26 protein-coding genes are annotated in these 24,332 nt (G+C 63.3%); 18 read left to right on the top strand and 8 right to left on the bottom strand.

The window, feature by feature from the left end:
* Positions 1 to 19: 19 nt before the first annotated feature.
* The 5 genes from A9K66_RS14815 to A9K66_RS14795 all read right to left on the bottom strand — a co-directional run bounded on the left by A9K66_RS14815 (position 20) and on the right by A9K66_RS14795 (position 4,248).
* Complete coding sequence (locus A9K66_RS14815; protein WP_067324579.1) at positions 20 to 757, bottom strand: CpaD family pilus assembly protein; 738 nt, start codon at positions 755 to 757, stop codon at positions 20 to 22.
* Between the two features lie 14 nt (positions 758 to 771).
* A complete protein-coding gene (locus A9K66_RS14810) occupies positions 772 to 2,301 on the bottom strand; it encodes a type II and III secretion system protein family protein (protein ID WP_067324577.1) in 1,530 nt (509 codons plus the stop codon).
* Positions 2,298 to 3,110: a Flp pilus assembly protein CpaB gene (gene cpaB / locus A9K66_RS14805; RefSeq protein WP_067324575.1), complete on the bottom strand. Its 813-nt coding sequence runs from the start codon at positions 3,108 to 3,110 to the stop codon at positions 2,298 to 2,300. Before cpaB ends, A9K66_RS14810 begins: the two co-directional genes overlap by 4 nt.
* A 274-nt stretch (positions 3,111 to 3,384) precedes the next feature.
* Entirely contained in the window at positions 3,385 to 3,903 is a 519-nt protein-coding gene (locus A9K66_RS14800) for a prepilin peptidase (protein ID WP_067324573.1), read from the bottom strand.
* Positions 3,904 to 4,074: 171 nt separating this feature from the next.
* Positions 4,075 to 4,248, bottom strand: a complete 174-nt coding sequence (locus A9K66_RS14795; RefSeq protein ID WP_067324571.1) for a Flp family type IVb pilin — start codon at positions 4,246 to 4,248, stop codon at positions 4,075 to 4,077.
* A 357-nt stretch (positions 4,249 to 4,605) separates the two neighbouring features.
* Here A9K66_RS14795 and A9K66_RS14790 point away from each other — a divergent pair, with 357 nt between their 5' ends.
* The 3 genes from A9K66_RS14790 (at position 4,606) to A9K66_RS14780 (ending at position 6,514) form a co-directional block, all read left to right on the top strand.
* Positions 4,606 to 5,028: a pilus assembly protein N-terminal domain-containing protein gene (locus tag A9K66_RS14790; protein WP_066996418.1), complete on the top strand. Its 423-nt coding sequence runs from the start codon at positions 4,606 to 4,608 to the stop codon at positions 5,026 to 5,028.
* 136 nt (positions 5,029 to 5,164) lie between these two features.
* Positions 5,165 to 5,764 carry a TadE/TadG family type IV pilus assembly protein gene (locus tag A9K66_RS14785; RefSeq protein ID WP_067324568.1) on the top strand — a complete coding sequence of 200 codons (600 nt, stop codon included), beginning with the start codon at positions 5,165 to 5,167 and terminating at the stop codon, positions 5,762 to 5,764.
* Between the two features lie 129 nt (positions 5,765 to 5,893).
* Positions 5,894 to 6,514 (top strand): TadE/TadG family type IV pilus assembly protein, encoded by a 621-nt coding sequence (locus A9K66_RS14780; RefSeq protein WP_067324565.1) that lies wholly within the window; start codon positions 5,894 to 5,896, stop codon positions 6,512 to 6,514.
* A 4-nt stretch (positions 6,515 to 6,518) separates the two neighbouring features.
* On the opposite strand, the gene A9K66_RS14775 is transcribed toward A9K66_RS14780, so the two are convergent.
* Positions 6,519 to 7,445, bottom strand: coding sequence for a PhnD/SsuA/transferrin family substrate-binding protein (locus A9K66_RS14775; protein WP_067324562.1), 927 nt, complete (start codon positions 7,443 to 7,445; stop codon positions 6,519 to 6,521).
* 128 nt (positions 7,446 to 7,573) lie between these two features.
* Here A9K66_RS14775 and A9K66_RS14770 point away from each other — a divergent pair, with 128 nt between their 5' ends.
* From A9K66_RS14770 to A9K66_RS14720, 11 genes are all read left to right on the top strand, one after another.
* The gene (locus A9K66_RS14770; protein ID WP_067324560.1) at positions 7,574 to 8,821 is read left to right on the top strand and encodes a phosphopentomutase; all 1,248 of its coding nucleotides are present in this window, start codon (positions 7,574 to 7,576) and stop codon (positions 8,819 to 8,821) included.
* Positions 8,805 to 9,695: a bifunctional DNA-formamidopyrimidine glycosylase/DNA-(apurinic or apyrimidinic site) lyase gene (gene mutM, locus A9K66_RS14765; protein ID WP_067324559.1), complete on the top strand. Its 891-nt coding sequence runs from the start codon at positions 8,805 to 8,807 to the stop codon at positions 9,693 to 9,695. The genes A9K66_RS14770 and mutM overlap by 17 nt, the downstream gene beginning before the upstream one ends.
* Positions 9,696 to 9,735: 40 nt before the next feature.
* Positions 9,736 to 10,509 (top strand): enoyl-CoA hydratase, encoded by a 774-nt coding sequence (locus A9K66_RS14760; RefSeq protein WP_067324557.1) that lies wholly within the window; start codon positions 9,736 to 9,738, stop codon positions 10,507 to 10,509.
* A gap of 245 nt (positions 10,510 to 10,754) precedes the next feature.
* Complete coding sequence (gene rpsT / locus A9K66_RS14755) at positions 10,755 to 11,021, top strand: 30S ribosomal protein S20 (protein ID WP_067324554.1); 267 nt, start codon at positions 10,755 to 10,757, stop codon at positions 11,019 to 11,021.
* Positions 11,022 to 11,930: 909 nt separating this feature from the next.
* The gene (gene dnaA, locus A9K66_RS14750; RefSeq protein WP_245307511.1) at positions 11,931 to 13,403 is read left to right on the top strand and encodes a chromosomal replication initiator protein DnaA; all 1,473 of its coding nucleotides are present in this window, start codon (positions 11,931 to 11,933) and stop codon (positions 13,401 to 13,403) included.
* A gap of 175 nt (positions 13,404 to 13,578) precedes the next feature.
* Positions 13,579 to 14,697 carry a DNA polymerase III subunit beta gene (gene dnaN / locus A9K66_RS14745; RefSeq protein WP_067324552.1) on the top strand — a complete coding sequence of 373 codons (1,119 nt, stop codon included), beginning with the start codon at positions 13,579 to 13,581 and terminating at the stop codon, positions 14,695 to 14,697.
* Between the two features lie 88 nt (positions 14,698 to 14,785).
* The gene (gene recF / locus A9K66_RS14740; protein ID WP_067324550.1) at positions 14,786 to 15,946 is read left to right on the top strand and encodes a DNA replication/repair protein RecF; all 1,161 of its coding nucleotides are present in this window, start codon (positions 14,786 to 14,788) and stop codon (positions 15,944 to 15,946) included.
* A 182-nt stretch (positions 15,947 to 16,128) separates the two neighbouring features.
* Positions 16,129 to 16,884, top strand: a complete 756-nt coding sequence (locus A9K66_RS14735) for a molybdopterin-synthase adenylyltransferase MoeB (RefSeq protein WP_067324548.1) — start codon at positions 16,129 to 16,131, stop codon at positions 16,882 to 16,884.
* A 4-nt stretch (positions 16,885 to 16,888) separates the two neighbouring features.
* Positions 16,889 to 17,377: a GNAT family N-acetyltransferase gene (locus A9K66_RS14730; protein WP_067324546.1), complete on the top strand. Its 489-nt coding sequence runs from the start codon at positions 16,889 to 16,891 to the stop codon at positions 17,375 to 17,377.
* Positions 17,374 to 18,627, top strand: coding sequence for an aconitase X catalytic domain-containing protein (locus A9K66_RS14725; protein WP_082953864.1), 1,254 nt, complete (start codon positions 17,374 to 17,376; stop codon positions 18,625 to 18,627). Before A9K66_RS14730 ends, A9K66_RS14725 begins: the two co-directional genes overlap by 4 nt.
* Complete coding sequence (locus tag A9K66_RS14720) at positions 18,624 to 19,037, top strand: DUF126 domain-containing protein (RefSeq protein ID WP_067324544.1); 414 nt, start codon at positions 18,624 to 18,626, stop codon at positions 19,035 to 19,037. Before A9K66_RS14725 ends, A9K66_RS14720 begins: the two co-directional genes overlap by 4 nt.
* A 15-nt stretch (positions 19,038 to 19,052) precedes the next feature.
* On the opposite strand, the gene A9K66_RS14715 is transcribed toward A9K66_RS14720, so the two are convergent.
* On the bottom strand, positions 19,053 to 20,054 hold the full coding sequence (locus A9K66_RS14715) for a D-glycerate dehydrogenase (protein WP_066996380.1): 1,002 nt from the start codon (positions 20,052 to 20,054) through the stop codon (positions 19,053 to 19,055).
* Between the two features lie 168 nt (positions 20,055 to 20,222).
* Between A9K66_RS14715 and A9K66_RS14710 the strand changes: the two genes are divergently transcribed.
* A complete protein-coding gene (locus A9K66_RS14710) occupies positions 20,223 to 20,780 on the top strand; it encodes an SH3 domain-containing protein (protein ID WP_067324770.1) in 558 nt (185 codons plus the stop codon).
* A gap of 124 nt (positions 20,781 to 20,904) precedes the next feature.
* On the opposite strand, the gene irrA is transcribed toward A9K66_RS14710, so the two are convergent.
* Entirely contained in the window at positions 20,905 to 21,336 is a 432-nt protein-coding gene (gene irrA, locus A9K66_RS14705; protein ID WP_067324543.1) for an iron response transcriptional regulator IrrA, read from the bottom strand.
* Positions 21,337 to 21,578: 242 nt separating this feature from the next.
* On the opposite strand from irrA, the gene fabA reads away from it, so the two are divergent.
* The 3 genes from fabA to fabI all read left to right on the top strand — a co-directional run bounded on the left by fabA (position 21,579) and on the right by fabI (position 24,265).
* Positions 21,579 to 22,094 (top strand): 3-hydroxyacyl-[acyl-carrier-protein] dehydratase FabA, encoded by a 516-nt coding sequence (fabA, locus tag A9K66_RS14700; protein ID WP_027165888.1) that lies wholly within the window; start codon positions 21,579 to 21,581, stop codon positions 22,092 to 22,094.
* A gap of 125 nt (positions 22,095 to 22,219) precedes the next feature.
* Positions 22,220 to 23,440, top strand: a complete 1,221-nt coding sequence (gene fabB / locus A9K66_RS14695) for a beta-ketoacyl-ACP synthase I (protein ID WP_067324542.1) — start codon at positions 22,220 to 22,222, stop codon at positions 23,438 to 23,440.
* Between the two features lie 12 nt (positions 23,441 to 23,452).
* The gene (gene fabI, locus A9K66_RS14690; protein WP_067324541.1) at positions 23,453 to 24,265 is read left to right on the top strand and encodes an enoyl-ACP reductase FabI; all 813 of its coding nucleotides are present in this window, start codon (positions 23,453 to 23,455) and stop codon (positions 24,263 to 24,265) included.
* The last annotated feature ends 67 nt before the right edge of the window (positions 24,266 to 24,332 follow it).

Here is a 24,332-nt window from a genome sequence, read left to right as displayed (position 1 = left end):
TCCGTGATCCGCCGCGGGCTCAGTAAGTCACTTCCGAATTGCCGAGGAACTCATCCGAAATGCCTCTCGCCCGATAGACGTCGATCACCGCGCCGCGATTTTCGGCATCGATGTCGGACTGCTTGCGTGGCCCGAGCAGATCGTTGGGATTGGCCATCTGGGCGGCGAGGTTGTTCTGATAGGAGCACCCGAAATCGGCGTAGTGCTTGTTCTCGGAAGTCTCGGTCAGATCCTCGGGCCAACGCCCGCATTTGTCGGTCTGTGCCCTCACCGCCACGAAGGCCACGCGGACCGGCGCCGAAGCCTCGGGCACGGCCGACTGATAGGAGGTCATGATGATATTGTTGCGCTTGACGCCTGCGGCCATCGCAAGTCTGGCGAAATCGCGGCTCGCGGCCTGGGCGGCGGCCTGGTTCGCGGAACCCACCGGGGCCGCGATCGTCAGCGCCGGCGCGGCGCTCCTGTCGTAGCCGTCGAGGAAGCCGAGCAGAGTGTCGCGCTGCGAAGCCGTCATGCCGCGATCACCGGCGCCGACCGGGAGGTCGATCTTCTGGTTCTTCTCGACGATAACGATCGGATGATTGGTGCGGTAGTCGTCCGGAATGGAGCCCACTGTCACACTATCGCGATGGAAGTTGGCGCATCCGGCGAGCGACGCCGCAAGGGCGATCGCCAGGACCGGAGCCGACCCGCGGAACCGTCCGCGGCCCGATTGTGCCGCTGCGATCGTCATGGCCTTCAATGTTGAGTTGGACATGTCCGCTTTCCCGCTCACTTGTAGATGAAGCCGACAACGCCGTGGTAACGGCCAGGTGGCCTATCGGTCTGCATGGTGCCGTAGACGCGATTGACGCGACCGAGGAACATGCCAGCGCCGTCGCTCGGCGCATTGAAATTATCGTCGGGCTTGGCCAATTCGTTGCGCGCCACGGGCCGCGCCAGATAGGGCGTGATGATGATCACGAGCTCGCTCTCGTTGCGCACGAAGTCGCGGCTGCGGAAGAGCGCGCCGAGCACCGGAATCTTGGTCAGTCCGGGCAATCCAACGACGGCCTGCCTGACGTCGTCGCGCACGAGGCCTGCGATCATCATCGAGCCGCCGGAAGGCAGTTCCACCGTCGTATCGGCCAGGCGTTTGCGGAGCGACAAAGCGTTCATGCCGATGCTGCTGTTATCCGTAGATGCCGACACGGAGCCCTCGGTTGTCGGTTCGGAAACCGACGTTCTCACCTTCAGGCTGATGCGGCCGGGTGACAGCACCACCGGCTGAAACTCCAATCCGATGCCGTATTCGATCTTCTCGATCTGATAGGTCTTCAGGCCGGTCTGGTTGTCGTTGGAGACGTTGGCGGAAACATTGGTCACCATGTTGTATTCGCCGCCGACCTTGAAGGTCGCCTTCTCCCCCGACACGGCGGTCAAGGTCGGCTCGGCCAAGGTCTTCATGACCCCCGACTGCTCCATTGCGTTGATATAGGACTGCAGCCCGGACGCACTGATACCTAGGCCCGCGTTCGACAGCGGCTTACCGAGACCAGTGTAAGGGTCGCTGAGCGCGCCCCAGGAGATGCCGTTGCTGCCGCCGCTGGCCATCATGTTGACGCCGAGCTGCTTCATCACCGAGCGGCTGACTTCGGCCACCGTCACCTTCAGCGTCACCTGATCGTCGCCGATGATCTGCAGCAGATTGACGATCTTGGAGACCCGGCGCTCCTGGTCGGGATTGTTGATGTCGACGCCGCCATTGGCGGACCCGCCGGCGGCCGTCTGCGAATATTGGCCGGTCGTCGCTTCACCGCCCGAGACGAAGATGGTGGCCAGGTCGACGGCGCGCTTGGCGTCGAGCGGTGTATCGACATTGCCGGTGAGAATCACGTTGTCGTTCAGCAGCTCGACCTTGATCTGCGACGTCGGGAGGAAGCGCTTGAGATAGTCATCCAGCCCGGCCACATCGCGTTCGACCGCCAGGTCAAGACTGGCGATCTGCTCGCCGTTGGGGCCGAAGACGAAGATGTTGGTTTCGCCGACCGCCTTGCCGAACAGATAGATGCGGCGCGCCGTGCGCGTCACTGCGTCGGCGACCGCGGGATTGGCGACGAGTATGTCGTAGGCGTCGCTCGGCAGGTCGATGACCACCGACTTATTGAGGCCGAGCTTGACGCGCTGCGAGGCAACCGAGGCCGTCACACCCGCTGCCCTGTTCGCGGCCTTTGCCTCGACGGGCCCAGGTGCATTGGTGCCGATCAGGAACAGGCCGATTGCGGCCGCCGCGATGACGGGCAGTTTGCCGATTAGCCTCATTTCCTTGCTCCCACTTCGGAAACCTGGCCCGACTTGATCAATCGCACCGTGCCGCGCCGGCCATTGCCGTTCACCAGATAGTCGGCCTCGCCCAGGTTCTTCTCATTCGTGTCGGTGATCGAACGCAGCGCCAGGGTCAGGCGGTCCGCCATCTGCTGCGCCACCGTGATGATCTCCGCCTGCTGCGGCGTGAGCTCCAGCGTCGCGGTCTGGCCGACCCTGGTCTTCTTGCCTTCCTCGTCCTCCTGGATGGTCTGGTCGATGGCCAGGACACGAATGTTCTTCAGGATGGTCTCGGTATTGAAGCCGCTGCCGCCATTGCTGGCGTCGGCCCGCCGGGTCATGATGACGTCGACGAAGTCATTGGGCAGGATGAAGCCGCCGGCGGACGTATCGGCCGATATGGCGGTCGCGACCGCGCGCATGCCGGACGGCAGGATCGAGGACATGAAGCTCTGCCCCTCGCCGACCAGCTTGGAGCGCCGCAACGGCTCACCGGCATACATGGCTACACGCGCCACCGAGCCCTTCAGCTTTTCGACTGCGTCCGGTTCGGCCGCACGGGTGATGAAATTGGCGTTGATGCCGCTCGCCGGCCACTGCTCCCACCTGATGTTGTCACCGAGCTGGCTGCCCATTGCGACATCGCCGGAAAGCGCCAGCACGTCCTGCAGCGCGATCGCCGGCTGCTTGGGAGCGTTGACGACGACTTGAGCCGGCGGCGCCACTACCATGTTCTTCGCGACATAACCCGCGCCACCCGCCGCGGCCACGGCCACGCTCAGAATAATCAGTCGGGATGCTGGCATTCGTCCGGACCCTTCGCCTCAAGGCAAACCACCTCGCCAAGCCGGACTTTGCAGCCGCAATCGTCAAAACAAGGTTAATGCAATGCTTACGATCGTGATTAATTTAACGTTTACTCAAATTGGACTGAACCGCCTTGCCGTTAACAAAAAAGGCGGCCAAGTGCCGCGAGAACCCTTGTCACAGAAACGGATTTTCCGAAGGCAACAAGCTGTTTGGTAGGCGTAAAGCCAGACTCCGAAGCGCACCGAGCGCATCTGAAGATGGCGATATGCTTTAGGTCGTGAGCCTATCCAGCGCCCAGACCATCAACGAAGAATCCGGAAAGGTGAGGAGCCCGCCAAGACCAAGCGCGATGCCATAAGGAATGCCTGCGGTCTCGTCGGCGAAATGGCGGAGAAAACGGTTGTGGCCGGTGTAAACCGCAAATGGCGATTTCCGGTAGGCCAGAATGGCAACCGTCAGCAGGCCGCCGATCAATGTCGAGGTCACCAAGTAGCCGATGAGATTGATGTTGAGCCCCATCCATACGGCGGTCGCGGCCAGCAGCTTGGCATCGCCGCCGCCCATGCCGCCGAGCGCGAACAGTCCGAACGTCGCGGCCAGCACCAGGGCACCTGCCGCGAAATGCCCGCCATAAATGGCCCAGTCCATCCCGGTCAAAGGAGCGACCAGAGCGAACGTCGCCACGAGCAGCACCGGCACGCGGTTGGCGATCGTCATCGAAAGCATGTCGGAGATCGCCGCAAACAGCATGCAGAATGGAAAGACGACGAAGATTACAGCTTCAAGCATGAGACAACACAATGCCGTGAGAAAAGTAACACGCCCAGTCTAGCCACACGCCATTAACGGTCGGTGAGTGCCGACGATCAAATTCGCGCGCAACCAGATGCTGCAACGAACAAGGGCCGCCTCGAGGCGGCCCTTCTCGTCGAGAGCGACTTCGTCGTCCTCGGGTTGTTGTTAGTTGGAGTTTTGGACCGCGCTGGCAATTGCCTTGAACTTGGTGTTCAGGGCAGTGCCGAGCTGGCCAGCGCCGACCATGATGGCGAGCGCGATGAGGGCGGCGATCAGACCGTATTCGATGGCGGTCGCGCCGGATTCGTCCTTCACGAAACGTGCGATGAGGTTAGACATTCGAGAGCTCCTACTCCACGTGTTACAGCACTTCCGTCAACTTCTCTTGCCGGTTGATCGGATGTGCCAAATCTAGGGGGAAGCCCTTTCGATCGGCTTAATAAATACCCTTACCGATTCCTTTCCGGAGGCGATCCCGTTGCTTGGTTAACCGTGGCCTAAACCTCCAGAGGCGGAGCGGCGGGCAGGAAAAGCGCGGAGATCCGGCCCATCCGCGATTTCGCTAAAACAGCGTATGCTCTCCGGCTTATGACCGCCGAGCCGGCCAATCCTTATCGCGGCCATGCGGCGCTTAACCGTCGGTTCACCAATTTCGTTCATGTTCCGTTGAACAGTCTGCCGCTCCGGAGCGCTTCAATGACCTCGTCGAGATCGCCATTTTCAGTCGTCGCGCTGCTGGCTGTCGCCGCATCCGTCATGCCGGCCAGCGCCGGCGCCGGCATCGAGGTCACCATGAATCAAGCAAAGATCGTCAAGTTGTCGCGCGCGGCCGATACGATCGTCGTCGGCAATCCGGCAATCGCCGATGCCGCCGTGCAGGATGCCTCGACGGTCGTTCTCACCGGCAAGGGTTTCGGCGTGACCAATCTGGTCGTGCTCGATTCCGATGGCAGCCCGATCATAGATGAGCAGGTGACGGTCGTCCGACAAGCCGCGTCCTCGGTGCGCATCTATCGACGCGCCGAAGTCCAGACCATGTCCTGCACGCCCTATTGCGAAAGCTCGTACAAGAGCGAGGCTGAGAAAACGTCCGAAACGGAAATGAACGCAGCCCGCTGAGCTTAAGGACGCAAGCGCCCGCAGGTTAACAGCGGGTTAAGGGCAGCCCACCGAGTTTAACGCTGATCCAAACCGGACCTCAATGGGTGGCCGATAGGTTGCAGCCGACATTGCAAGGGATCGGCAGGAACGGAACATGAGCAGGGCGCCCAAGGGTGGCATGAACGGCAAGGCCGAGGCAAAGCCACGCCCCGGTTTCTTCAGCGACAGGCGCGGCAGCACGGCATTGGAATTCGCAATGCTGGCCATGCCGTTCGCCTTGCTCGTTTTCGCCATCCTGGAGAGCTGCATCTCGTTCGCCGGCCAGGAAGTGATGGCCAACGCCACCGACGATATCGCGCGCCAGCTGCGAACCGGCCAGCTCAAGAAGGCCAACGTCACCGACGCCTCGATCAAGACGCTGATCTGCGACAGGCTGGAGATCATGGTCGCCACGAACTGCCCCGGTTCCGGGTCAAATGCTTCCCTGTTGGTGGACCTGCGCGAATATCCGACCTTCGCCGACGCCGCGGCGGCGGGCTTCAAGATCCAGAACGGCGAAATCGTGCTGACAGGCACGAGCTCGACGACTTTCACGGTGTCGCCGGGGCTGGCGGAATCGAAGAACATGCTGCGGGTTTTCTACAAATGGCCGGTGATCACCGATTTCCTGGCCAAACAAATGGCCAATCTGAATGGCGGCAAGACGCTGCACTTCGCATCGGTGACCTGGCAGAACGAACCATTCGACGACTAAGGCAGGTCGCGTGAGGCGACCTGCTTTGGCTTTTTGATTTTCGGCATGTCTCCCGAAACCGGGTCCACTTCGGGAGACATGCTTCAAGATTGCGGCCGGCCGAGACTTACGGCGGTGTGGGGGTAGGATATGTACCGTGCGGGGGCACAGCGGCGAATTTCGGCTTTCGTGACGAAGGCGGCACGGTTTTGCCTCGATCGCCGCGGCGTCGCGGCAATCGAGTTCGCGTTCATCGTGCCGGTGCTGCTCATCATGTACTTCATCACGATGGAAGCCTCGCAGGCCATCGAAACCAGCAAGAAGGTCAGCCGCATCGGCAGCATGGTGGCGGATCTCGTCACGCAGCAGACCAGCGTCACGAAAGCCGATCTCGACGCGATCATGAAGATCGGCACCTCGACGCTGCAGCCCTACAACCGCTCCACGCCGACGATCATCATCACCGGGATCCAGATCTCCGACGAGGCATCGCCCAAGGCGACGGTGGCCTGGTCGCGCAAGCTCGTGGGCACCACCTATAGCGCCGACGCGGCGAAGACCAGTCCCACCACCGTTCCGCCAACGCTGAATATCCGCAACACCTTCCTTGTCCGGGTGGAAAGCGACCTCGGCTATAAGCCGATGATCACCTGGTCAGCCGACAGTTCGTCGACGCTTGGATTGACCTCGGCCTTCAACAACATATCGATGGGCGAAACGTACTATCTGAGGCCGCGCCGCGGTCCTACGGTTCCTTGCACCGACTGCTGACGGACTAATCCCCGCGAGTTTCCCGCCGCACGATGGCCAGGGCCGTTGCGTAGTCCTTTGATACGGCCAGTTCGAAGCCGCCGGAGTGCGTCGGCTCCAGAAGATCGTAGACATCCGGGGTCAGCGACTTGAGATTGGTCAGAAACACGGCCAGCCGTCGCTTGGCTTCGGCGTCGAGATCGCTGCGCACCGCATGAGGCCCATATCGCAGCGGAGCCGAGCTCCACAGCACCCGAAGCGACGTCTTCGGGACGCCGGCGGCCGCAAGCCGCAGGATGGTGCCGCCCGTGTCGGTAGGCTGGCCGTCGGCGCCGACAGGCTCCCAGCCGAACAGGCCGTCGGCTTCGCCGTCGCCGAGCATCGCCTCGGCCGCGGTGGCCGACGGGGCGCGCGCCAGGAAAGGTGAATCCTGCGCGATCGGCACGCCTTCGCCGGCCAGTCCGGTCAGCGGCAGGAGAGAACCGGCGACATTGTCGGCGGGCGCGATGGCGATCCGATGCGAGGCGATCGCTGTGAGGCCCGGCACTTTGCCGTCGCGCGTCACCAGCACGGAACGGACGCCGGCGGCTCCATCGGCATCGACCGGCGCCACCAGCGGCTCGACACAGCCGCAGCGCTCCGAAGCCGTAGCATAGGCGAGCGCCGAATAGACCGCGTACTGTATGCGGCCGCTCGCCTGAGCCTCGATCAACGCCGCATAGTCGCGAGCAACGACGAACTCGACCTTCATGCCGAGAGCGTTCGTATAGGCATCCGTCAAGCGGGCCAGACCAGGTACCGTGTTGCCTCCTCCGGGCTCGGCGACGATTCCTATGCGAAACGTGCCGATGTCGGCGCGACAGTCGGCATGCGCCGGCGGGGCAGCGAAGAGCACCGCGAGAGCCGCCGCGCAGGTCCTCAATGCCTGGCTTGCCGCCGATCTTGCGCCCATGCCCATCCTTGCCGCATTCCCTCGATCCGCACCACTTTGCACCAAGCCGTTGCGGTCTGGTATCCGATTTGCCAACGCCGCTGCGGAACTCTATGTCTGGCTGGTTAGACTGGCACGATGGCACCCCTATGGCGCGGGCTTTCCTATTCGTTCTCGATTCTTTCGGCATCGGCGGAGCGGCCGATGCCGAACGCTACGGCGATGCCGGCGCCGACACATTCGGACACATCGCACAAGCTTGCGCCGAGGGCCGCGCGGATCGTGAAGGCCTGCGCAGCGGACCGCTCGCCGTCCCCAACATGATCTCGCTCGGGCTTGCCCGCGCGGCCAAGACGGCAACCGGGCTGACGGTCGACCTCGACGCGCCGCTGCTTGCCGCGTCGTTCCATGGCGCTGCCCAGGAGGTCTCTAGCGGCAAGGACACGCCGTCGGGCCATTGGGAGATTGCCGGCCTGCCCGTGCGTTTCGACTGGGGTTATTTTCCCGACACCGTGCCCGCCTTCCCGGCCGAGCTGACCGGCGCGATCATCCGCGAAGGCAAGGTGCCGGGCACCCTCGGCGATTGCCATGCGCCAGGAACCGAGATCATCGAGCGCTTCGGCGAGGAACACATCCGCACCGGCAAGCCCATCTGTTACACATCGGTCGACTCCGTATTGCAAATCGCCGCGCACGAGACGCATTTCGGCCTGGAGCGGCTCTACGAGCTTTGCCTGACGGTGCGCCGGCTGGTCGATCCGCTCAACATCGGGCGGGTGATCGCGCGGCCCTTCGTCGGCGAGACAAGCGCCACCTTCCAGCGCACCCACAACCGCCGCGACTATGCCGTGCCGCCGCCGGAGCCGACCTTGCTCGACCGGCTGACGGAGCGCGGCAGCAACGTCATCGCCGTCGGCAAGATCGGCGACATCTTCGCCCATCGCGGCATCGCGGAGGTGCGCAAGGCGGGCGGCAACATGGCGATGTTCGACAAGGCGCTCTCCGCCATGGACGACGCCGGCGAAGGCGATCTGGTCTTTGCCAATTTCGTCGATTTCGATACCGAGTTCGGCCATCGGCGCGATGTCGCCGGCTATGCCGGAGCGCTCGAGGCCTTCGATCGCCGGCTGCCGGAAGCGCTGTCGCGCATCAAACAGGGCGACCTTCTCATCCTCACCGCCGACCACGGCAACGATCCGACCTGGCGCGGCACCGATCATACCCGCGAACGCGTTCCGGTGATCGGGATAGGGCCGGGACTGAAGGGCGGCGACATCGGGCTCAGGCCGACCTTCGCCGATATCGGCGAAACCATCGCGGATCATCTCGGGCTTGCGCGTGGCCGCCACGGCACCTCTTTCCTCGCGACGATAGGCGGCCATGCCGGAACTGCCTGAAGTCGAAACGGTGCGGCGGGGGCTGCAGCCGGTTCTGGAAGGGGCGCGGCTCGTCAATGTCGAGGCGCGACGGCCAGACCTTCGCTTTCCCTTTCCGGAACGGTTCTCGGAGCGGCTTGCCGGCAAGACCGTGACGGCGCTTGGCAGGCGCGCCAAATATCTGACGATGCACATCGAAAACGGTCCGGTGCTGATCTGCCATCTCGGCATGTCGGGATCGTTCCGCGTCGAAACCGCTGGCAACGGCCGCATTCCCGGCAGCTTCCATCACGAGCGCTCGAAGAGCGAGGCGCATGACCACGTGGTATTCGATGTCGACTCCCCGAAGGGCGAGCGGTCCCGCGTCATCTTCAACGACCCGCGCCGTTTCGGCTTCATGCTGTTTGCCGAAGGCGAGCCGGACACCCATCCAATGCTGGCGGGGCTGGGCATCGAGCCGACCGGCAATGCGCTCGACGGTCCCCTGCTCGCCTCGTTGCTCGAAGGCCGCAGAACGCCGCTCAAGGCCGCGTTGCTCGACCAGCGGCTGATCGCCGGGCTCGGCAACATATATGTGTCGGAAGCTCTATGGCGCGCCGGCTTGTCGCCGCTGCGCGAAGGCGGCACCATCGCCGGCTCCCGCAGGAAGGCGAAAGAGCAATGCGAACGCCTGGCCGCGGCCATCCGCTCTGTCATCGCCGACGCGATCGCCGCCGGCGGATCCTCGCTGCGCGACTATGTCCAGGCAGACGGGTCGCTTGGCTATTTCCAGCATTCCTTCGCGGTCTATGACCGCGAAGGCGAGCCTTGTCCGAAGCCGGGCTGCAGCGGCCATATCGAACGCATCGTGCAGAGCGGCCGATCGACCTTCTATTGCCGGACCTGTCAGCGGTGAGCTAGACCGGTCTCCTCAATCGAAGCGAGGAGATGATGCCATGGCCTATGAAACCATTCTCGTGGAGACACGCGGCAAGGTCGGGCTGATCACGCTGAACCGGCCGAAGGCGCTCAATGCCCTGAATTCGCAGGTGCTGGCCGAGATCGTGGCGGCGGTGAATGCGTTCGGCGCCGATGCCGGCATCGGCGCAATGGTGCTCACGGGTTCGGAAAAAGCCTTCGCGGCCGGCGCCGACATCAAGGAAATGCAGGCGATCTCCTTTGTCGACGCCTATACTGGAGACTTCTTTGTCGGGTGGGAGGAGCTCACCCGGGCGCGCAAGCCGATCATCGCCGCGGTCGCCGGCTATGCGCTTGGCGGCGGCTGCGAGCTGGCCATGATGTGCGATTTCATCATCGCAGCCGACAACGCAAAGTTCGGCCAACCCGAGATCACGCTCGGCGTCATGCCGGGCATGGGAGGATCGCAGCGATTGACCCGCTTCGTCGGCAAGTCGAAGGCGATGGACATGTGCCTGACCGGGCGGATGATGGACGCTGCCGAGGCCGAGCGCTGCGGACTGGTGTCGCGAGTGGTGCCGGCGGCCGAGCTGGTCGAGGAGGCGCTGAAAGCGGCAGCGAAGATCGCCGAGTTTTCCCTGCCGTCGGTGATGATGACAAAGGAAGCCGTCAACCGCGCTTTCGAGACGACGCTTGCCGAGGGGCTGCGCTTCGAGCGCCGCCTTTTCCACTCGCTGTTTGCGCTCGATGACCAGAAGGAGGGTATGGCCGCCTTCGTCGAGAAGCGGAAGCCGAATTTCAGCAACCACTAGGGCTTGTCGGCCTAATGCGTGCCGCGATTTTGGCAAGAAGCCGGGCATACACAAAGACAACTGCTTTAGGTGCGCAGACCCGTTTCAGCGCGGCGCGGCTTCAAGCCCAAAAAGACCGCGAAGCGGCGTTGACGCGCCGGAAAAGCTGAACTATAAGCCGCACCAACCGAGGCGGCCCGTGGCTGCCCGTTTGTTTTTTGCGCCCTGCGACCCGCTGGCGCCCACCAGATCAGAAGAGAGGCATCATGGCCAATACGTCCTCGGCCAAAAAGGCAACGCGCAAGATCGCCCGCCGCGCGGCGATCAACAAGAACCGTCGGTCGCGCGTCCGCACCTATGTTCGCCAGGTCGAAGAGGCGCTCGCCGCCGGCGACAAGGTTGCTGCGCTCGAAGCGTTCAAGGCCGCGGAGCCGGAATTGATGCGCGCCGCAACCAAGGGTGTCCTCCACAAGAACACGGCTTCCCGCAAGGTTTCGCGGCTGGCCCAGCGGGTCAAGGTGCTGTCGGCCTGACCGACTTCCCTTTAGAACCGTTATCCTTGAACCCGGCCGCACAGGCCGGGTTTTTTCGTTTGCCGGCAAGTACTTAAAAAGAACGGTCGGACAACTACGATTGGGCCGAATTTCAAAGTAGCCAATGTTTTGCCGGCATATACATAATCGCTCATGTCGACGACCGCTGGATGCGGGCACGGCCACAGATGAGCCTGCCACAAAATCGATATATTTTTCAAAAGCTTACAGACGGTCATCCACAGCTTGTTCAACTCGCGGAGGAGCGGCGGGGGACAAGTAGCTGTCAAGAGAATTATTTCAGAAAATTTCCGAAGGTGTGGCCTTTTTCACATTCCACGGAAAAGGGTTTGAATCACAATGGCTTTATGAAAATGGGCCGCAGTGGCACCTGCTTTGAACACGTCTCCGGTAACCAGATTCGTTAAAAATCCGTTAGACGTGGCCTTGCCCTATCCACAGCGATTTCGGTAATGTCCATCCATCGAAGGGACGGGCACCTGCCCTTAACCCAGCCTGAATCGGCCAGCAAAAAATGGCGGAATTCATGACGCGGAGCAATTCCGCGTGCGGCTTGGTTTGTCTCTTCGGTGCGGGTAGGGGACTGGCGTAATTGTACATGGCAGTCGACGTTGGGCCGGCATTTTCGCCGGGCGGTGTTGTATTGTCTTGGCATGATCAAGCCGGCTTGCGAGAGCCGGCAGAGGTCCCTTGCGCAACGTTGCAACGATATCGCCGGCGGCGGCGATAGAGGCGCAGCGAAAAACGTCGCCGGACCCAGGGTGCAGGAGGCGCACTCCCGGCGGAAAAAGGGTACGAGAGACAAGGAACTTGATCATGCAGAGCGGCATCGAAGGGGAGATTGCGGGCGAACTCCCATTCCCAGCAACTATCGTCGGAGGGGACGACATGGCGGCATCCAGCGACGCTGAACAGAAGTTCGAGCGGGTCAAGGCCCAATTGAAGGCGCGTCTGGGAGCCGAGGTCTATTCGAGCTGGTTTGGCCGCATGAAGGTTGCCGAGGCGTCGCGCGGCATGGTCCGCATCTCGGTACCGACGGCCTTCCTGCGGTCGTGGATCAACGGCCATTACCTTGATCTTATCGCCGAACTGTGGAGGCACGAGGATCCCGACCTTCTCAAGATCGAGATCGTCGTGCGGACCGCCATGCGGCAGGGCCGCAACAATGTCGAGCCGGAGATCGCGCCGGCGCGCAAGATGACCAAGCAGGCCCAGACCGCGCTTGCCGCCGGCACCGCGAGCGCCGGTCGGGTGGAACGGACGCCGGCGCCCCGCCAGGGCGTGCCAGTGGAGACCGAGTTCCGCCACAATGTGCTGGGGTCGCCGCTCGACCCGCGCTACACTTTCACTTCCTTCATCGAAGGCCCTTCGAACCGTGTTGCTTTCGCGGCAGCTAAGGCGGTGGCGGAATCGCAGTCGAGCGCGGTGCGCTTCAACCCGCTCTTCCTCCATGCGACCGTCGGCCTGGGCAAGACGCATCTGTTGCAGGCGATCGCGGCGGAATCGCTGCGGCACAATCCGAAATCGCGCGTGGTCTACCTGACGGCGGAATATTTCATGTGGCGCTTCGCCACCGCGATCCGCGACAACAATGCGCTGACGCTCAAGGAGCAGCTGCGCGACATCGATCTGCTGATCATCGACGACATGCAGTTCCTGCAGGGCAAGTCGATCCAGCACGAGTTCTGCCATCTCATCAACATGCTGCTCGACAGCGCCAAGCAGGTGGTGGTCGCCGCCGACCGGCCGCCGTCTGAACTGGAGTCGCTGGAGCCGCGGGTGCGCTCGCGCCTCAACGGCGGCGTGGCGCTCGAAATGTCGGCACCGGATTTCGGCATGCGCCTCGGCATGCTGAAGCTGCGCCTTGCCACCGCCAAGATCGACGATACCTCGCTCGACATTTCGGATGAGATCCTCGATCACGTCGCCAGAACGGTGACGGGCAGCGGGCGCGAGCTCGAAGGCGCCTTCAACCAGCTTCTGTTTCGCCAGTCCTTCGAGCCGCAGATCACTATCGACCGCATCGACGAGATCCTCGGCCATATCTACCGCTCGGGCGAGCCGAAGCGGGTGCGTATCGAGGACATCCAGCGCATCGTGGCGCGCCACTATAACGTTTCGAAGACGGAACTGCTCTCAAACCGTCGCACGCGCACCATCGTCAAACCGCGGCAGGTAGCGATGTATCTCTCCAAGGTGATGACGCCGCGCTCGCTGCCGGAGATCGGACGCCGTTTCGGCGGCCGCGATCACACGACGGTTCTGCACGCCGTGCGCAAGATCGAGGATCTTTCCGGCGCCGACAACACGCTGGCACAGGAACTCGAACTGCTCAGAAGGCTGATCAACGAGCAGGCCTGAGCGCTTAGCCCGCTTTATCCCCAGAAAGCCCGCGCAACCGGCTGGAACCGGTGCCGCGGGCTTGCGTTTGCAGGGTTTTTACTGTCAGCTTACATAGATTCTGAGCTTTTCGGAGCTTTTGCGGGACGCCGCTGCCCGGTGACCCGCTCATTCATTGAAGCGAGCCTGTTTCGTCATGCGTGTTATCCTGGAACGATCCAATCTTCTGAAGTCCCTCAACCACGTCCATCGCGTGGTGGAGCGGCGCAACACCATCCCGATTCTGTCGAATGTGCTGCTCAGCGCCGAGGGCGCCAGCCTGGAAATGAAGGCCACCGACCTCGACCTTGAAGTGACCGAAGCCACGCCGGCCAAGGTCGAGCGCGGCGGCGCGACGACGGTTCCGGCGCATCTGCTCTACGACATCGTGCGCAAGCTGGCCGACGGCGCCGAGGTGATGCTGAAGACCGACGAGGACGGCAACGCGATGACCGTCACGTCCGGGCGCTCCAGCTTCCGCCTGCAGTGCTTGCCGCAGTCCGATTTCCCGGAGCTTTCAGCCGGCTCCTTCTCGCACATCTTCCGGCTCGATTCGGTGGCGCTCAAGGGCCTGATCGAGAAGACGCAGTTCGCGATCTCGACCGAAGAGACGCGCTACTATCTCAACGGCATCTTCCTGCACACGCATGAGGCGGGCGGCAAGCTGAAGCTGCGCTCGGTCGCGACCGACGGGCACCGACTGGCGCGCGCCGAGATCGACGCGCCGGCAGGCTCCGAAGGCATGCCCGGCATCATCATCCCGCGCAAGACGGTGAGCGAGCTGCAGAAGCTGGTCGACGACCCTGATATCGCGGTGACGACGGAACTGTCGGATACCAAGATCCGCTTCACCATCGGCAGCGTCATCCTGACCTCGAAGCTGATCGACGGCACCTTCCCCGATTATCAGCGCGTCATCCCGACCGGCAATGACAAGAAGCTGGTTATCGACCGCCAGAGCTTTGCCGCCGCCGTCGACCGCGTCTCGACCATTTCGTCCGAGCGCGGCCGAGCCGTGAAACTGTCGATCAATGACGGCCAGCTCACGCTCGCCGTCAACAATCCGGATTCCGGCAGCGCAACCGAGGAGCTGGCGGCCGACTACTCGTCCGACCCGATCGAGATCGGCTTCAACGCCAAATATCTGCTCGACGTCGCCGCCCAGCTCACCGGTTCGGAAGCCAAGTTCATGCTGGCGGATGCCGGGTCTCCGACGCTGATCCACGACATGGCCGACGAGACCGCGCTCTACGTGCTGATGCCGATGCGGGTCTAGGCTTTGTCTCTTTTGTTGACGCAATTCCGGACGGAAAACCGCTATGCACTTTTCCTGGAATTGCTCTAGCAGGGCCTCACATGTCGCCGTGACCTCGGACGCCAAACAGCTTCGGCAGCAGAGCTATATAAGTAAGCTTACACTTACAAATTTTCGCAACTATGCGGGACTTTCGCTTGATCTCGGCCCCGGCGCTGTCGTGCTGTCCGGCGACAATGGCGTCGGCAAGACCAATCTGCTCGAAGCCGTTTCGCTGCTGACGCCGGGGCGCGGGCTGCGCCGCGCGCGTTACGCCGACGTCGCCCGCGAGGGCGGCGATGGCGGCTTTGCCTTGCATGCGCGCATCGAAGGACCGGAAGGTCAGGTCGAAATCGGCACCGGCATTGCCGGCGGCGATGGTGCCGCGGAAGGCGGCAGGCGCGTGCGCATCAACGGCGCGCCGGCAAAATCGGCCGAGGATATGCTCGAATGGCTGCGGGTCGTCTGGCTGACGCCGGCGATGGACGGGCTGTTTCCAGGGCCGGCCGCCGACCGCCGCCGCTTCCTCGACCGGCTGGTGCTGGCGATCGACCCCGGCCACGGGCAGCGCGCGCTCGATTACGAGAAGGCGATGCGTGGCCGTAACCGTTTGCTTACGGAAGGCTCGCGCGACACCGGCTGGTTCGACGCGATCGAGATGCAGATGGCCGAAACCGGAGTGGCGATCGCGGCGGCCAGGGCCGAGCTGGTGCGACTGCTTGCGGCCATGATCGACAAGCTGCCGGGCAGCGGCCCGTTTCCGCAGGCCGACATCAGCCTCGCCGGCGAATTGGAAAGCGAAATCGCGGTCACACCGGCAGTCGACGTCGAGGAGCGATTCCGCGCCATACTCGCCAATGGCCGCGAGCGCGACCGCGCCGCCGGCCGCACGCTCGACGGTCCGCACCGCTCCGACCTCGCGGTCCGCCACCGGCCGAAGTCGATGCCGGCCGAATTGTGCTCGACCGGCGAGCAGAAGGCGCTGCTTGTCGGCATCGTGCTGTCGCATGCGCGGCTGACCGGCGAGATGTCGGGCCTGACGCCGATCCTGTTGCTCGACGAGATCGCCGCACATCTCGACAGCGGCCGGCGCACTGCGCTGTTTTCCATCCTCGAAGAGCTCAACTGCCAGGCCTTCATGACCGGCACCGACGAGGCGCTGTTTTCCAGCCTTGCCGGGCGGGCGCAATTCCTGACGGTCGATCACGGCAGCGTCGGCCCGACCGGCTGAACTGTCGAAGAGTTGAAAGCCCTTGCACGACGATTTGTCCTGCGGGACAAGGCTTCGCCTTGCATGTGAGTGACAAAGCTTCGCTTTGCATATGCATGACAAGGCTTCGCCTTGCATGTCAGTGACAAGGCTTCGCCTTGCATGTGCATGACAAGGCTTCCTGCCCGCTATATGGTCCGGCCATGACGAACGCTGCCCTCACCGACGAAGAGCTTGAGCGCTATGCCCGCCACATCGTGCTGCCCGAAATCGGCGGCCCCGGCCAGCAGAAGCTGAAGCGGGCGCGGGTGCTGGTGATCGGCGCCGGCGGGCTTGGGGCGCCTGTGCTCGAATATCTCGCGGCGGCCGGCGTCGGCACGCTCGGCATCGTCGACGACGATGATGTCTCCTTGTCCAACCTGCAGCGGCAGGTGATCCATGGCAGCGATACAATCGGCATGGCGAAGACCGACAGCGCTTCGGCGGCGATCTTGCGCATCAACCCCAATGTCAGGGTGGAACTGCATCGCCTCAGGCTGACCGAGCAAAATGCCCCTGCCCTCGTCGCCCAATACGATATCGTGGTCGACGGCTCCGACAATTTCGAGACACGCTATGCTCTGGCCGATGCCTGCGCCCAGGAAAAGAAGCCCCTGGTCACCGCTGCCGTTGGCCGCTTCGACGGCTCGGTGACGGTGCTGAAGCCATTTGAAACGGGCGCCGATGGCCAGCGCAATCCAGGCTACCGCGACCTTTTTCCGGAAGCGCCGCCCGAAGGGCTGGTGCCATCCTGCGCCGTTGCCGGCATCGTCGGCGCGCTGACGGGCGTCATCGGCACGCTGGAGGCGATGGAGGCGATCAAGCTGATCGCCGGCATCGGCGAGCCGCTGGTCGGCCGGCTGCTGCTTTACGACGGGCTGACCGCACGTTTCGACACCGTCCGCTACAAGGCGGTCTGAGCGCATGGATCAGTCGGTTACTCTCCTCGTCAGCGAGCTTCCGCCGGACTTCGCGCAGTGGGACGAATTGCTGGCGCTGATCCGGCGCGCCTTCGCCTATATGGACCGCGTCATCGACCCGCCATCCTCGGCGCATCATCTCACACCCGAAAACCTCAAGAGCAAGGCGGGGCAAGAAACGGCGTTCCTGGCCATGGAGAACGGCCGGATCGTCGGCTGCGTCTTTGCGTTGGAGCGGGCAGACGATTTCTATGTCGGGAAGCTTGCCGTCGAGCCCAGCCTCCAGGGGCAAGGCATAGGCGGACGGCTGATGCAGGCCGTCGACGATCTTGCCCACCGACGCGGCAAGCAGGCCCTCGAGCTGCAGACGCGTATCGAGCTTACGGCGAACCACGCGGCCTTCGCCCGGCTCGGATTTCGCGAGACCGGGCGCACCGCGCATGCGGGCTACGACAGGCCGACCTCGATCACCATGCGCAAGGTGCTGTCTTGAGCCTCGCGCTCAGCCCGGAGGAACAGGCAACCGCCGCCGGTAAGGACGGCGCGGGAATGGCGATGCGCATCGTCGCCGAGAGCGCGCGCCTGCTCGGCGCGCCGGGGCTGATCCCGATCTGTTCGGCGCATATCGACGGCGCGCTCTATCATGGCGATTCCGGCACGCTGTTCGCCGAGCGGCTGGTCGAAGGCGGCGCCAGTGTTGCCGTGCGCTCGACGCTCAATGTCGGGGCGCTCGACCTGACGGGCTGCTCGCGCATCCGCCTGGAAGAGCCGCAGCGCGGCATGGCGCGGCGGATGATGGATGCCTATCGCAAGCTCGGCTGCGAACAAAGCTGGACCTGCGCGCCCTATCAGGCCGGGCACAGGCCGGCACAGGGCAGCGATGTCGCCTGGGGCGAGTCCAATGCGGTGGTGTTCTGCAATTCGGTGCTGGGCGCCCGCACCAACCGCTACGGCGATTTCCTCGACATCGCCTGCGCCATCACCGGCCGCGCACCGGATTATGGCCTGCACCGGGCCGAGAACCGCCGGGCGCGGCTGGTGTTCGACGTCTCGGGCCTATTGCCTTCCTTCCTCGCTTCCGAGATCGCCTGGCCGGTGCTGGGCAGCCTCTATGGCCGCGAGGTCGGGGATACGATCGGCGTCGTCGTCGGCATCGCCAATCATCCCGGCGACGACGCGCTAAAGGCCTTCGGCGCCGCTGCCGCTTCCTCCGGCGCGGTCGGGCTGTTCCACATTGCAGGTGTCACGCCAGAGGCGCCGAACGTCGAAACCATTCTGGCCGAGCCGAAACCGGAGGCGGTGATCCACGTCACGCCGCAGATGGCGGCGAAGGCTCGCGCCGGCCTGTCGACGGCGGCGGTGCCGAAAACCATCGATGCGGTCGCCATTGGCAGCCCGCATCTGTCCTTTGCCGAGTTCGAGATGCTGGAGCGGCTGATTGCCGGAAGACGGCTCGCCGTGCCGATCTATGCCTGCACCGGCCGTCATGTGCTTGCCTTCCTGGAGCAGGACGGCCGGCGGAAGAGGCTCGAAGCGAGCGGGGTCGTCATCGTTGCCGACACATGCGTGGTGGTGACGCCGATCATGCCGGAACTTGCCGGCGGCGTGCTTATGACCAATTCGGGCAAGTTCGCGCATTACGCTCCGGGCAACACCGGCTATGCGGTGCTCTATGCCTCGCTCGCCGATTGCGTCGAAAGCGCGGTCGCCGGCAAGCCGCGCTTCACGGACCTCGCCGCATGAGCGCCGCCACGGAGATATTGGTACGGGGCAAGGCCGGTAAGGGCGAAGCGCTGGTGCTGACGGCGCCGATCAGCTTCTGGGGCGGCGTCGACCCGCAGACAGGCCGCATCGCCGATGTCCGCCACCCGCAGCATGGCGAGGTGATTTCCGGCCGGGTGCTGTTCCTGCCGGGCACCATCGGCTCGTCGTCGGCTTCGGCAGTGCTGATGGAACTGGTCCACAACGGCCGCGGGCCGGCAGCCCTTGTGCTGCACGAGCCGGACGCCATTCTTCTGCTCGGCCTGATCGTCGCGCGCGAAATGGGCTGGGAAACACCTATGGCGGTGCGGCTCGGACGCGGTGTGTTCGACGCCTATCGCGGAAGCACCGTCAAAGTCGACGACGACGGCGCCGTGAGCGTCGCCGCCTGAACAACCCGTGGTTTTTCAGGTCCTGAGCGGCAACACACGGTCCGGCGGGCGATGGCCGTCGAAGAAGGCGCGAATGTTGATGATCACCTTCTCGCCCATGTCGATGCGGCCTTCGAGCGTCGCCGAGCCCATATGCGGCAACAGAACGACCTTGCCCTTGTGGGCGAGCTTCAACAGCTTGCTGTTCAGCGCCGGCTCGTGCTCGTAGACGTCGAGGCCGGCGCCGGCGATCTTGCCGTCCTGGATGAGTTTGATCATCGACTCTTCGTCGATGATGTCGCCCCGCGCTGTGTTGACGATGTAGGCCGCCGGCTGCATCAGCGCCAGCCGCCGGGCCGACAGCAGATGAAAGGTCGCCGGCGTCGACGGGCAGTTGACCGAGATGATATCCATCCGGGCGAGCATCTGGTCGAGGCTTTCCCAATAGGTCGCTTCCAATTCGTCCTCGACCGCCGGCAGCACGCGGTGGCGGTTGTGGTAGTGGATGGACAGGCCGAACGCCTTGGCGCGCCTGGCGACCGCCGTGCCGATACGGCCCATGCCGACAATGCCCAGGCGCTTGCCCCAGATGCGGCGGCCGAGCATCCAGGTCGGGGACCAGCCGGCCCATTTCTTCTCGCCGGTGAGCACGTTGGCGCCTTCGGCCAGCCTGCGCGGCACGGCGAGCATCAGCGCCATGGTCATGTCGGCGGTGTCTTCGGTGAGCACGTTCGGCGTGTTGGTGACGGTGATGCCTTTCTTGGCCGCCGCCGAGACGTCAATCTTGTCGACGCCGTTGCCGAAATTGGCGATCAGCTTGAGGTTCTCGCCGGCCTGGGCGATCAGCGCGGCATCGATGTGGTCGGTGATGGTCGGGACCAGCACGTCGGCTTCCTTGACCGCCGCAACCAGCTCAGGCTGGGTCATCGGCCGGTCCTCGACGTTGAGGCGCGCGTCGAACAGTTCGCGCATGCGGGTCTCCACCGGATCGGGCAGCTTGCGCGTGATGACGACGAGGGGCCGTTTTTTACCTGCCATTGTTTCCCCGAAGCTTCCTCGAAACCGATCTCGTTGAGACCTCTTTAACCAAGACAAGCGAAACTTGAAGCCAGTCGCGGTATCAGCCCACTCCTGTAACAAGCGGTGCCGCCGAAGACAAAGAAAAAGGGGCGCTCCTCCCACGGACCGGCGCCGAAAGGAATGAACGTGTCTGGTTTCGCCTCGCTCCGCCTGGCTTTCAGCGCAGCCGTTCTCGGCACTCTGCTTTGGGCGCCGCAGACATCCGCGCAAGGCGCGGCCACGTCGGCGCAGACCGTGACGCTGGGGCCGAGCGGCCTGCCGCTGCCGCGCTTCGTCAGCCTGAAATCCGGACGCGTCAACTCGCGCGTCGGTCCGGGCGCCAACTATTCCGTCGACTGGATGTACATGAAGGCCGGACTGCCGATGGAAATCATCCAGGAATTCGACACCTGGCGCCGCGTGCGTGACGCCGACGGCTCCGAAGGCTGGATCAACCAGTCGCTGCTTTCGGGCCGCCGCACCGCGATCGTCGCCCCCTGGCAGCGCGGCAAGGGCGGCCGAATCAATCTGCTCGACGATCCCGACAAGGACGCCGGCGTTGTCGCCATCCTTGAGCCAGGCGTGATGGGCTCGATCAAGAAGTGCGACGGTCAGTGGTGCGAGATGACCTTCGACGGCCATACCGGCTGGGTCGCCCAGTCGCAGGTCTGGGGCGCCTACCCGGGAGAAAAGGTCAAGAACTGATCTATTTCGTCTGGACCATGATCTGATCCAAACCGTAGGTCAGCGTAGCAAAACCGGTTCCGACTTTTCGCGATCATGGTCTTCGAGCCGTATCGCCAGATCGACGGGCCTCATCGCGCGCAGATCAGTCGCGGCGCTTGGGGCGTAGCCTCACCACGATATCGACGTTGGCGATCTCCATGCCTTCCGGAGGCTCCGGCAGGTTGGAGACGCTCACCGGGCCGCTGGCGATATCGAAGATCCGGTTCTCGCCCTCGACATAGAAGTGGTGGTGATCGGAAGTGTTGGTGTCGAAATAAGTCTTCGACCCTTCGACGGCGAGGATGCGCAGCATGCCGGCCTGGGTGAATTGATGAAGGGCATTGTAGACGGTGGCCAGCGAAACCGGCACACCGGCGGCGATCGCCTCTTCATGCAATTCTTCGGCCGAAAGGTGACGGTCGCCCTTGGCGAAAAGCAGGTCGGCCAGCGCAACGCGCTGGCGCGTCGGCCTCAGGCCGGCTTCGCGAACCCGCTTGTCCACAGCGACATTTTCCTTCCGGCAGCCCGAATCCATCTATCCCGTCTAAGCTTGCAAGCCCCATAGACCGGTCCAGAATGGCAAAAAGAGGTCAATGCCAAAAACTGGACACCACCCGACATATATTCTGTCGCCCAAATGCGATCAATAGCCGCGCATTGACCCAGGCAGGCGCACGGGTTAAGCGCAAACGCCGGTTTCCGGCCACAAACAGAGTGTGTTAGGAAACCAACGACATGGGCGCCCTGCCGCCCGGAACGAGAACGGGGACGGAATTAATGGCGGGTCAAAAGTCTAGCTACGACTACGAGGAACTGCTTGCCTGCGCCCGCGGCGAGCTGTTCGGACCGGGAAACGCCCAGCTGCCCTACCCGCCGATGCTGATGTTCGACCGGATCACCGAGATCAGCGAGACCGGCGGCGCCTTCGACAAGGGCTTCATCCGTGCCGAGTTCGACATCAAGCCGGATCTTTGGTTCTTCGCCTGCCATTTCATCGGCAATCCGATCATGCCGGGTTGCCTCGGCCTCGACGCCATGTGGCAATTGACCGGCTTCTATCTCGGCTGGCTCGGCGAACCCGGCAAAGGCATGGCGCTGTCGACCGGCGAGGTGAAGTTCAAGGGCATGGTGACGCCATCGGTCAAGAAGGTCGAATATGGCGTCGACTTCAAGCGCGTGATGCGTGGCCGCCTCGTGCTCGGCATCGCCGACGGCTGGCTCAAGGCGGATGGCGAACCCATATACGCGGCAACGGATCTGAAGGTGGGCCTGTCCAAGCAGTCCGCCGCCTGATCGCCATCGCCACGGGCCCTGGCGTGTCCGGCGGATGCGCAAGGACGCCGCGGTTTTATTTTGCGTATGATCGAAGGCGGAAACCAATTAGGTTTTTCGTCAAACTACGCCGGAAGGAGTTGCGAATGAGACGCGTCGTAGTGACAGGCCTCGGCATTGTGTCGTCGATCGGCAACAACGCCAATGAGGTGCAGGCCTCGCTTTACGATGCCAAGTCCGGCATCAGCTTTTCCAATTCCTTCGCCGAGCACGGTTTTCGCTGCCAGGTATGGGGCGCGCCGACGCTCGACCCGTCGGCGATGATCGACCGCCGCGCAATGCGTTTCCTGAGCCAAGGCGCTGCCTGGAACCATGTCGCCATGGATCAGGCGATCGCGGACGCCGGGCTCGGCGAGAGCGACATCACCAATGAGCGGACCGGCATCGTGATGGGCTCCGGCGGACCGTCTACCAGGACCATCGTGGAAGCCGCCGAAACGACGCTCAAGAACAGCAGCCCGAAGCGGATCGGTCCGTTCGCGGTGCCGAAGGCGATGTCGTCGACCGCTTCGGCCACCTTGGCCACCTGGTTCAAGATCCACGGCGTGAATTACTCGATCTCGTCCGCCTGCTCGACCTCCGCGCACTGCATCGGCAATGCCTGTGAGCTGATCCAGTGGGGCAAGCAGGATATGATGTTCGCCGGCGGCCACGAGGATCTCGACTGGACGATGTCGGACCTGTTCGACGCCATGGGCGCCATGTCGTCGAAATTCAACGACAAGGCATCGGCCGCTTCGCGCGCCTATGATATCAACCGCGACGGCTTCGTCATCGCCGGCGGCGCGGGCGTTCTGGTGCTGGAGGAGCTGGAGCACGCCAAGGCACGCGGCGCCAAGATCTACGCCGAGATCGTCGGCTACGGCGCGACCTCCGACGGCTACGACATGGTGGCGCCGTCCGGCGAAGGCGCCGTGCGCTGCATGCGGCAAGCCCTTGCAACCGTCTCGACGCCGGTCGACTACATCAATACGCACGGCACATCGACGCCGGTCGGCGATTCCAAGGAAATGGGCGCCATCCGCGAGGTGTTCGGCGACCAGATGCCGTATATCACCTCGACCAAGTCGCTGACCGGCCATTCGCTCGGCGCCGCCGGCGTCCAGGAATCGATCTACTCCATCCTGATGATGCAAGGCGGCTTCATCGGCGAGAGCGCCCATATCGAGGAGCTCGATCCCGAATTCGAGGGCATGCCGATCGTGCGCAAGCGCATCGACAACGCCAAGATCGACACCGTCCTGTCCAATTCCTTCGGTTTCGGTGGCACCAACGCAACGCTGATTTTCCAGCGCTATTCCGCATAAGGATTGCCTTTTATGGAAGGGTTGATGAAGGGCAAGCGCGGGCTTGTCATGGGGGTCGCCAACGATCATTCGATCGCCTGGGGCATCGCCAGGAAACTGTCCGAGCACGGGGCGGAGCTTGCCTTCACCTATCAGGGTGACGCCTTCGGGCGGCGGGTCAAGCCGCTGGCCGAGAAGCTCGGGGCCTCGCTGGTCGTGCCTTGCGACGTCGAGGACAGCGCCTCGGTCACCGCAACCTTCCAGACGTTTCGCGAAGCCTGGGGCGGCCTGGATTTCGTCGTTCACGCCATCGGCTTCTCCGACAAGAACGAGCTCAAGGGCCTCTACGCCGACACCAGCCGCGACAACTTCGTCCGCACCATGGTGATCTCCTGCTATTCCTTTACAGAGATCGCCCGCAATGCCGCCGCGCTGATGACCAATGGCGGCTCGATGATCACGCTGACCTATGCCGGGTCGGTGCGGGTCATGCCGAACTACAATGTCATGGGCGTCGCCAAGGCCGGACTGGAGGCGAGCGTGCGCTATCTCGCCAACGATTACGGCCCGCGCGGCATTCGGGTGAACGGCATCTCGGCAGGACCGGTGCGGACGCTCGCCGGCTCAGGCGTATCCGACGCACGCCACATGTTCTCCTATCAGCAGCGCAATTCGCCGCTACGGCGCACCGTCACCATCGACGAGGTTGGCGGCTCGGCGCTCTACCTGCTGTCCGATCTATCTTCGGGAGTCACAGGCGAGATCCACTATGTCGATTCCGGCTATCACATCGTCTCCATGCCGACGCTAGAGGAACTGAAGCAGAACGACGGCCCCCGCGAATAATTCGCTAACGAAAAAAGCACCTTCCAGTAAAATTGGAGGCATTGGCGGAAACCCATTTTAAGGAGGT

It is taken from the genome of Mesorhizobium sp. AA23 (assembly GCF_001672435.1).
Taxonomy (GTDB): domain Bacteria; phylum Pseudomonadota; class Alphaproteobacteria; order Rhizobiales; family Rhizobiaceae; genus Mesorhizobium.
This window is presented reverse-complemented; position numbering and strand designations above follow the sequence as displayed.

Bases quoted from the DNA above. Each gene is read 5' to 3' on its own strand.
- A9K66_RS14730 (WP_067324546.1), top strand. From the start codon at position 16,889: ATGGATCAGTCGGTTACTCTCCTCGTCAGCGAGCTTCCGCCGGACTTC.
- A9K66_RS14735 (WP_067324548.1), top strand. From the start codon at position 16,129: ATGACGAACGCTGCCCTCACCGACGAAGAGCTTGAGCGCTATGCCCGC.
- mutM (WP_067324559.1), top strand. From the start codon at position 8,805: ATGCCGGAACTGCCTGAAGTCGAAACGGTGCGGCGGGGGCTGCAGCCG.
- A9K66_RS14780 (WP_067324565.1), top strand. From the start codon at position 5,894: ATGTACCGTGCGGGGGCACAGCGGCGAATTTCGGCTTTCGTGACGAAG.
- A9K66_RS14720 (WP_067324544.1), top strand. From the start codon at position 18,624: ATGAGCGCCGCCACGGAGATATTGGTACGGGGCAAGGCCGGTAAGGGC.
- fabI (WP_067324541.1), top strand. From the start codon at position 23,453: ATGGAAGGGTTGATGAAGGGCAAGCGCGGGCTTGTCATGGGGGTCGCC.
- A9K66_RS14800 (WP_067324573.1), bottom strand. From the start codon at position 3,903: ATGCTTGAAGCTGTAATCTTCGTCGTCTTTCCATTCTGCATGCTGTTT.
- dnaN (WP_067324552.1), top strand. From the start codon at position 13,579: ATGCGTGTTATCCTGGAACGATCCAATCTTCTGAAGTCCCTCAACCAC.
- A9K66_RS14775 (WP_067324562.1), bottom strand. From the start codon at position 7,445: ATGGGCGCAAGATCGGCGGCAAGCCAGGCATTGAGGACCTGCGCGGCG.
- dnaA (WP_245307511.1), top strand. From the start codon at position 11,931: ATGGCGGCATCCAGCGACGCTGAACAGAAGTTCGAGCGGGTCAAGGCC.
- A9K66_RS14770 (WP_067324560.1), top strand. From the start codon at position 7,574: ATGGCGCGGGCTTTCCTATTCGTTCTCGATTCTTTCGGCATCGGCGGA.
- cpaB (WP_067324575.1), bottom strand. From the start codon at position 3,110: ATGCCAGCATCCCGACTGATTATTCTGAGCGTGGCCGTGGCCGCGGCG.
- A9K66_RS14790 (WP_066996418.1), top strand. From the start codon at position 4,606: ATGACCTCGTCGAGATCGCCATTTTCAGTCGTCGCGCTGCTGGCTGTC.
- A9K66_RS14760 (WP_067324557.1), top strand. From the start codon at position 9,736: ATGGCCTATGAAACCATTCTCGTGGAGACACGCGGCAAGGTCGGGCTG.
- rpsT (WP_067324554.1), top strand. From the start codon at position 10,755: ATGGCCAATACGTCCTCGGCCAAAAAGGCAACGCGCAAGATCGCCCGC.
- irrA (WP_067324543.1), bottom strand. From the start codon at position 21,336: ATGGATTCGGGCTGCCGGAAGGAAAATGTCGCTGTGGACAAGCGGGTT.
- fabB (WP_067324542.1), top strand. From the start codon at position 22,220: ATGAGACGCGTCGTAGTGACAGGCCTCGGCATTGTGTCGTCGATCGGC.
- A9K66_RS14785 (WP_067324568.1), top strand. From the start codon at position 5,165: ATGAGCAGGGCGCCCAAGGGTGGCATGAACGGCAAGGCCGAGGCAAAG.
- A9K66_RS14815 (WP_067324579.1), bottom strand. From the start codon at position 757: ATGTCCAACTCAACATTGAAGGCCATGACGATCGCAGCGGCACAATCG.
- A9K66_RS14715 (WP_066996380.1), bottom strand. From the start codon at position 20,054: ATGGCAGGTAAAAAACGGCCCCTCGTCGTCATCACGCGCAAGCTGCCC.
- fabA (WP_027165888.1), top strand. From the start codon at position 21,579: ATGGCGGGTCAAAAGTCTAGCTACGACTACGAGGAACTGCTTGCCTGC.
- A9K66_RS14810 (WP_067324577.1), bottom strand. From the start codon at position 2,301: ATGAGGCTAATCGGCAAACTGCCCGTCATCGCGGCGGCCGCAATCGGC.
- A9K66_RS14795 (WP_067324571.1), bottom strand. From the start codon at position 4,248: ATGTCTAACCTCATCGCACGTTTCGTGAAGGACGAATCCGGCGCGACC.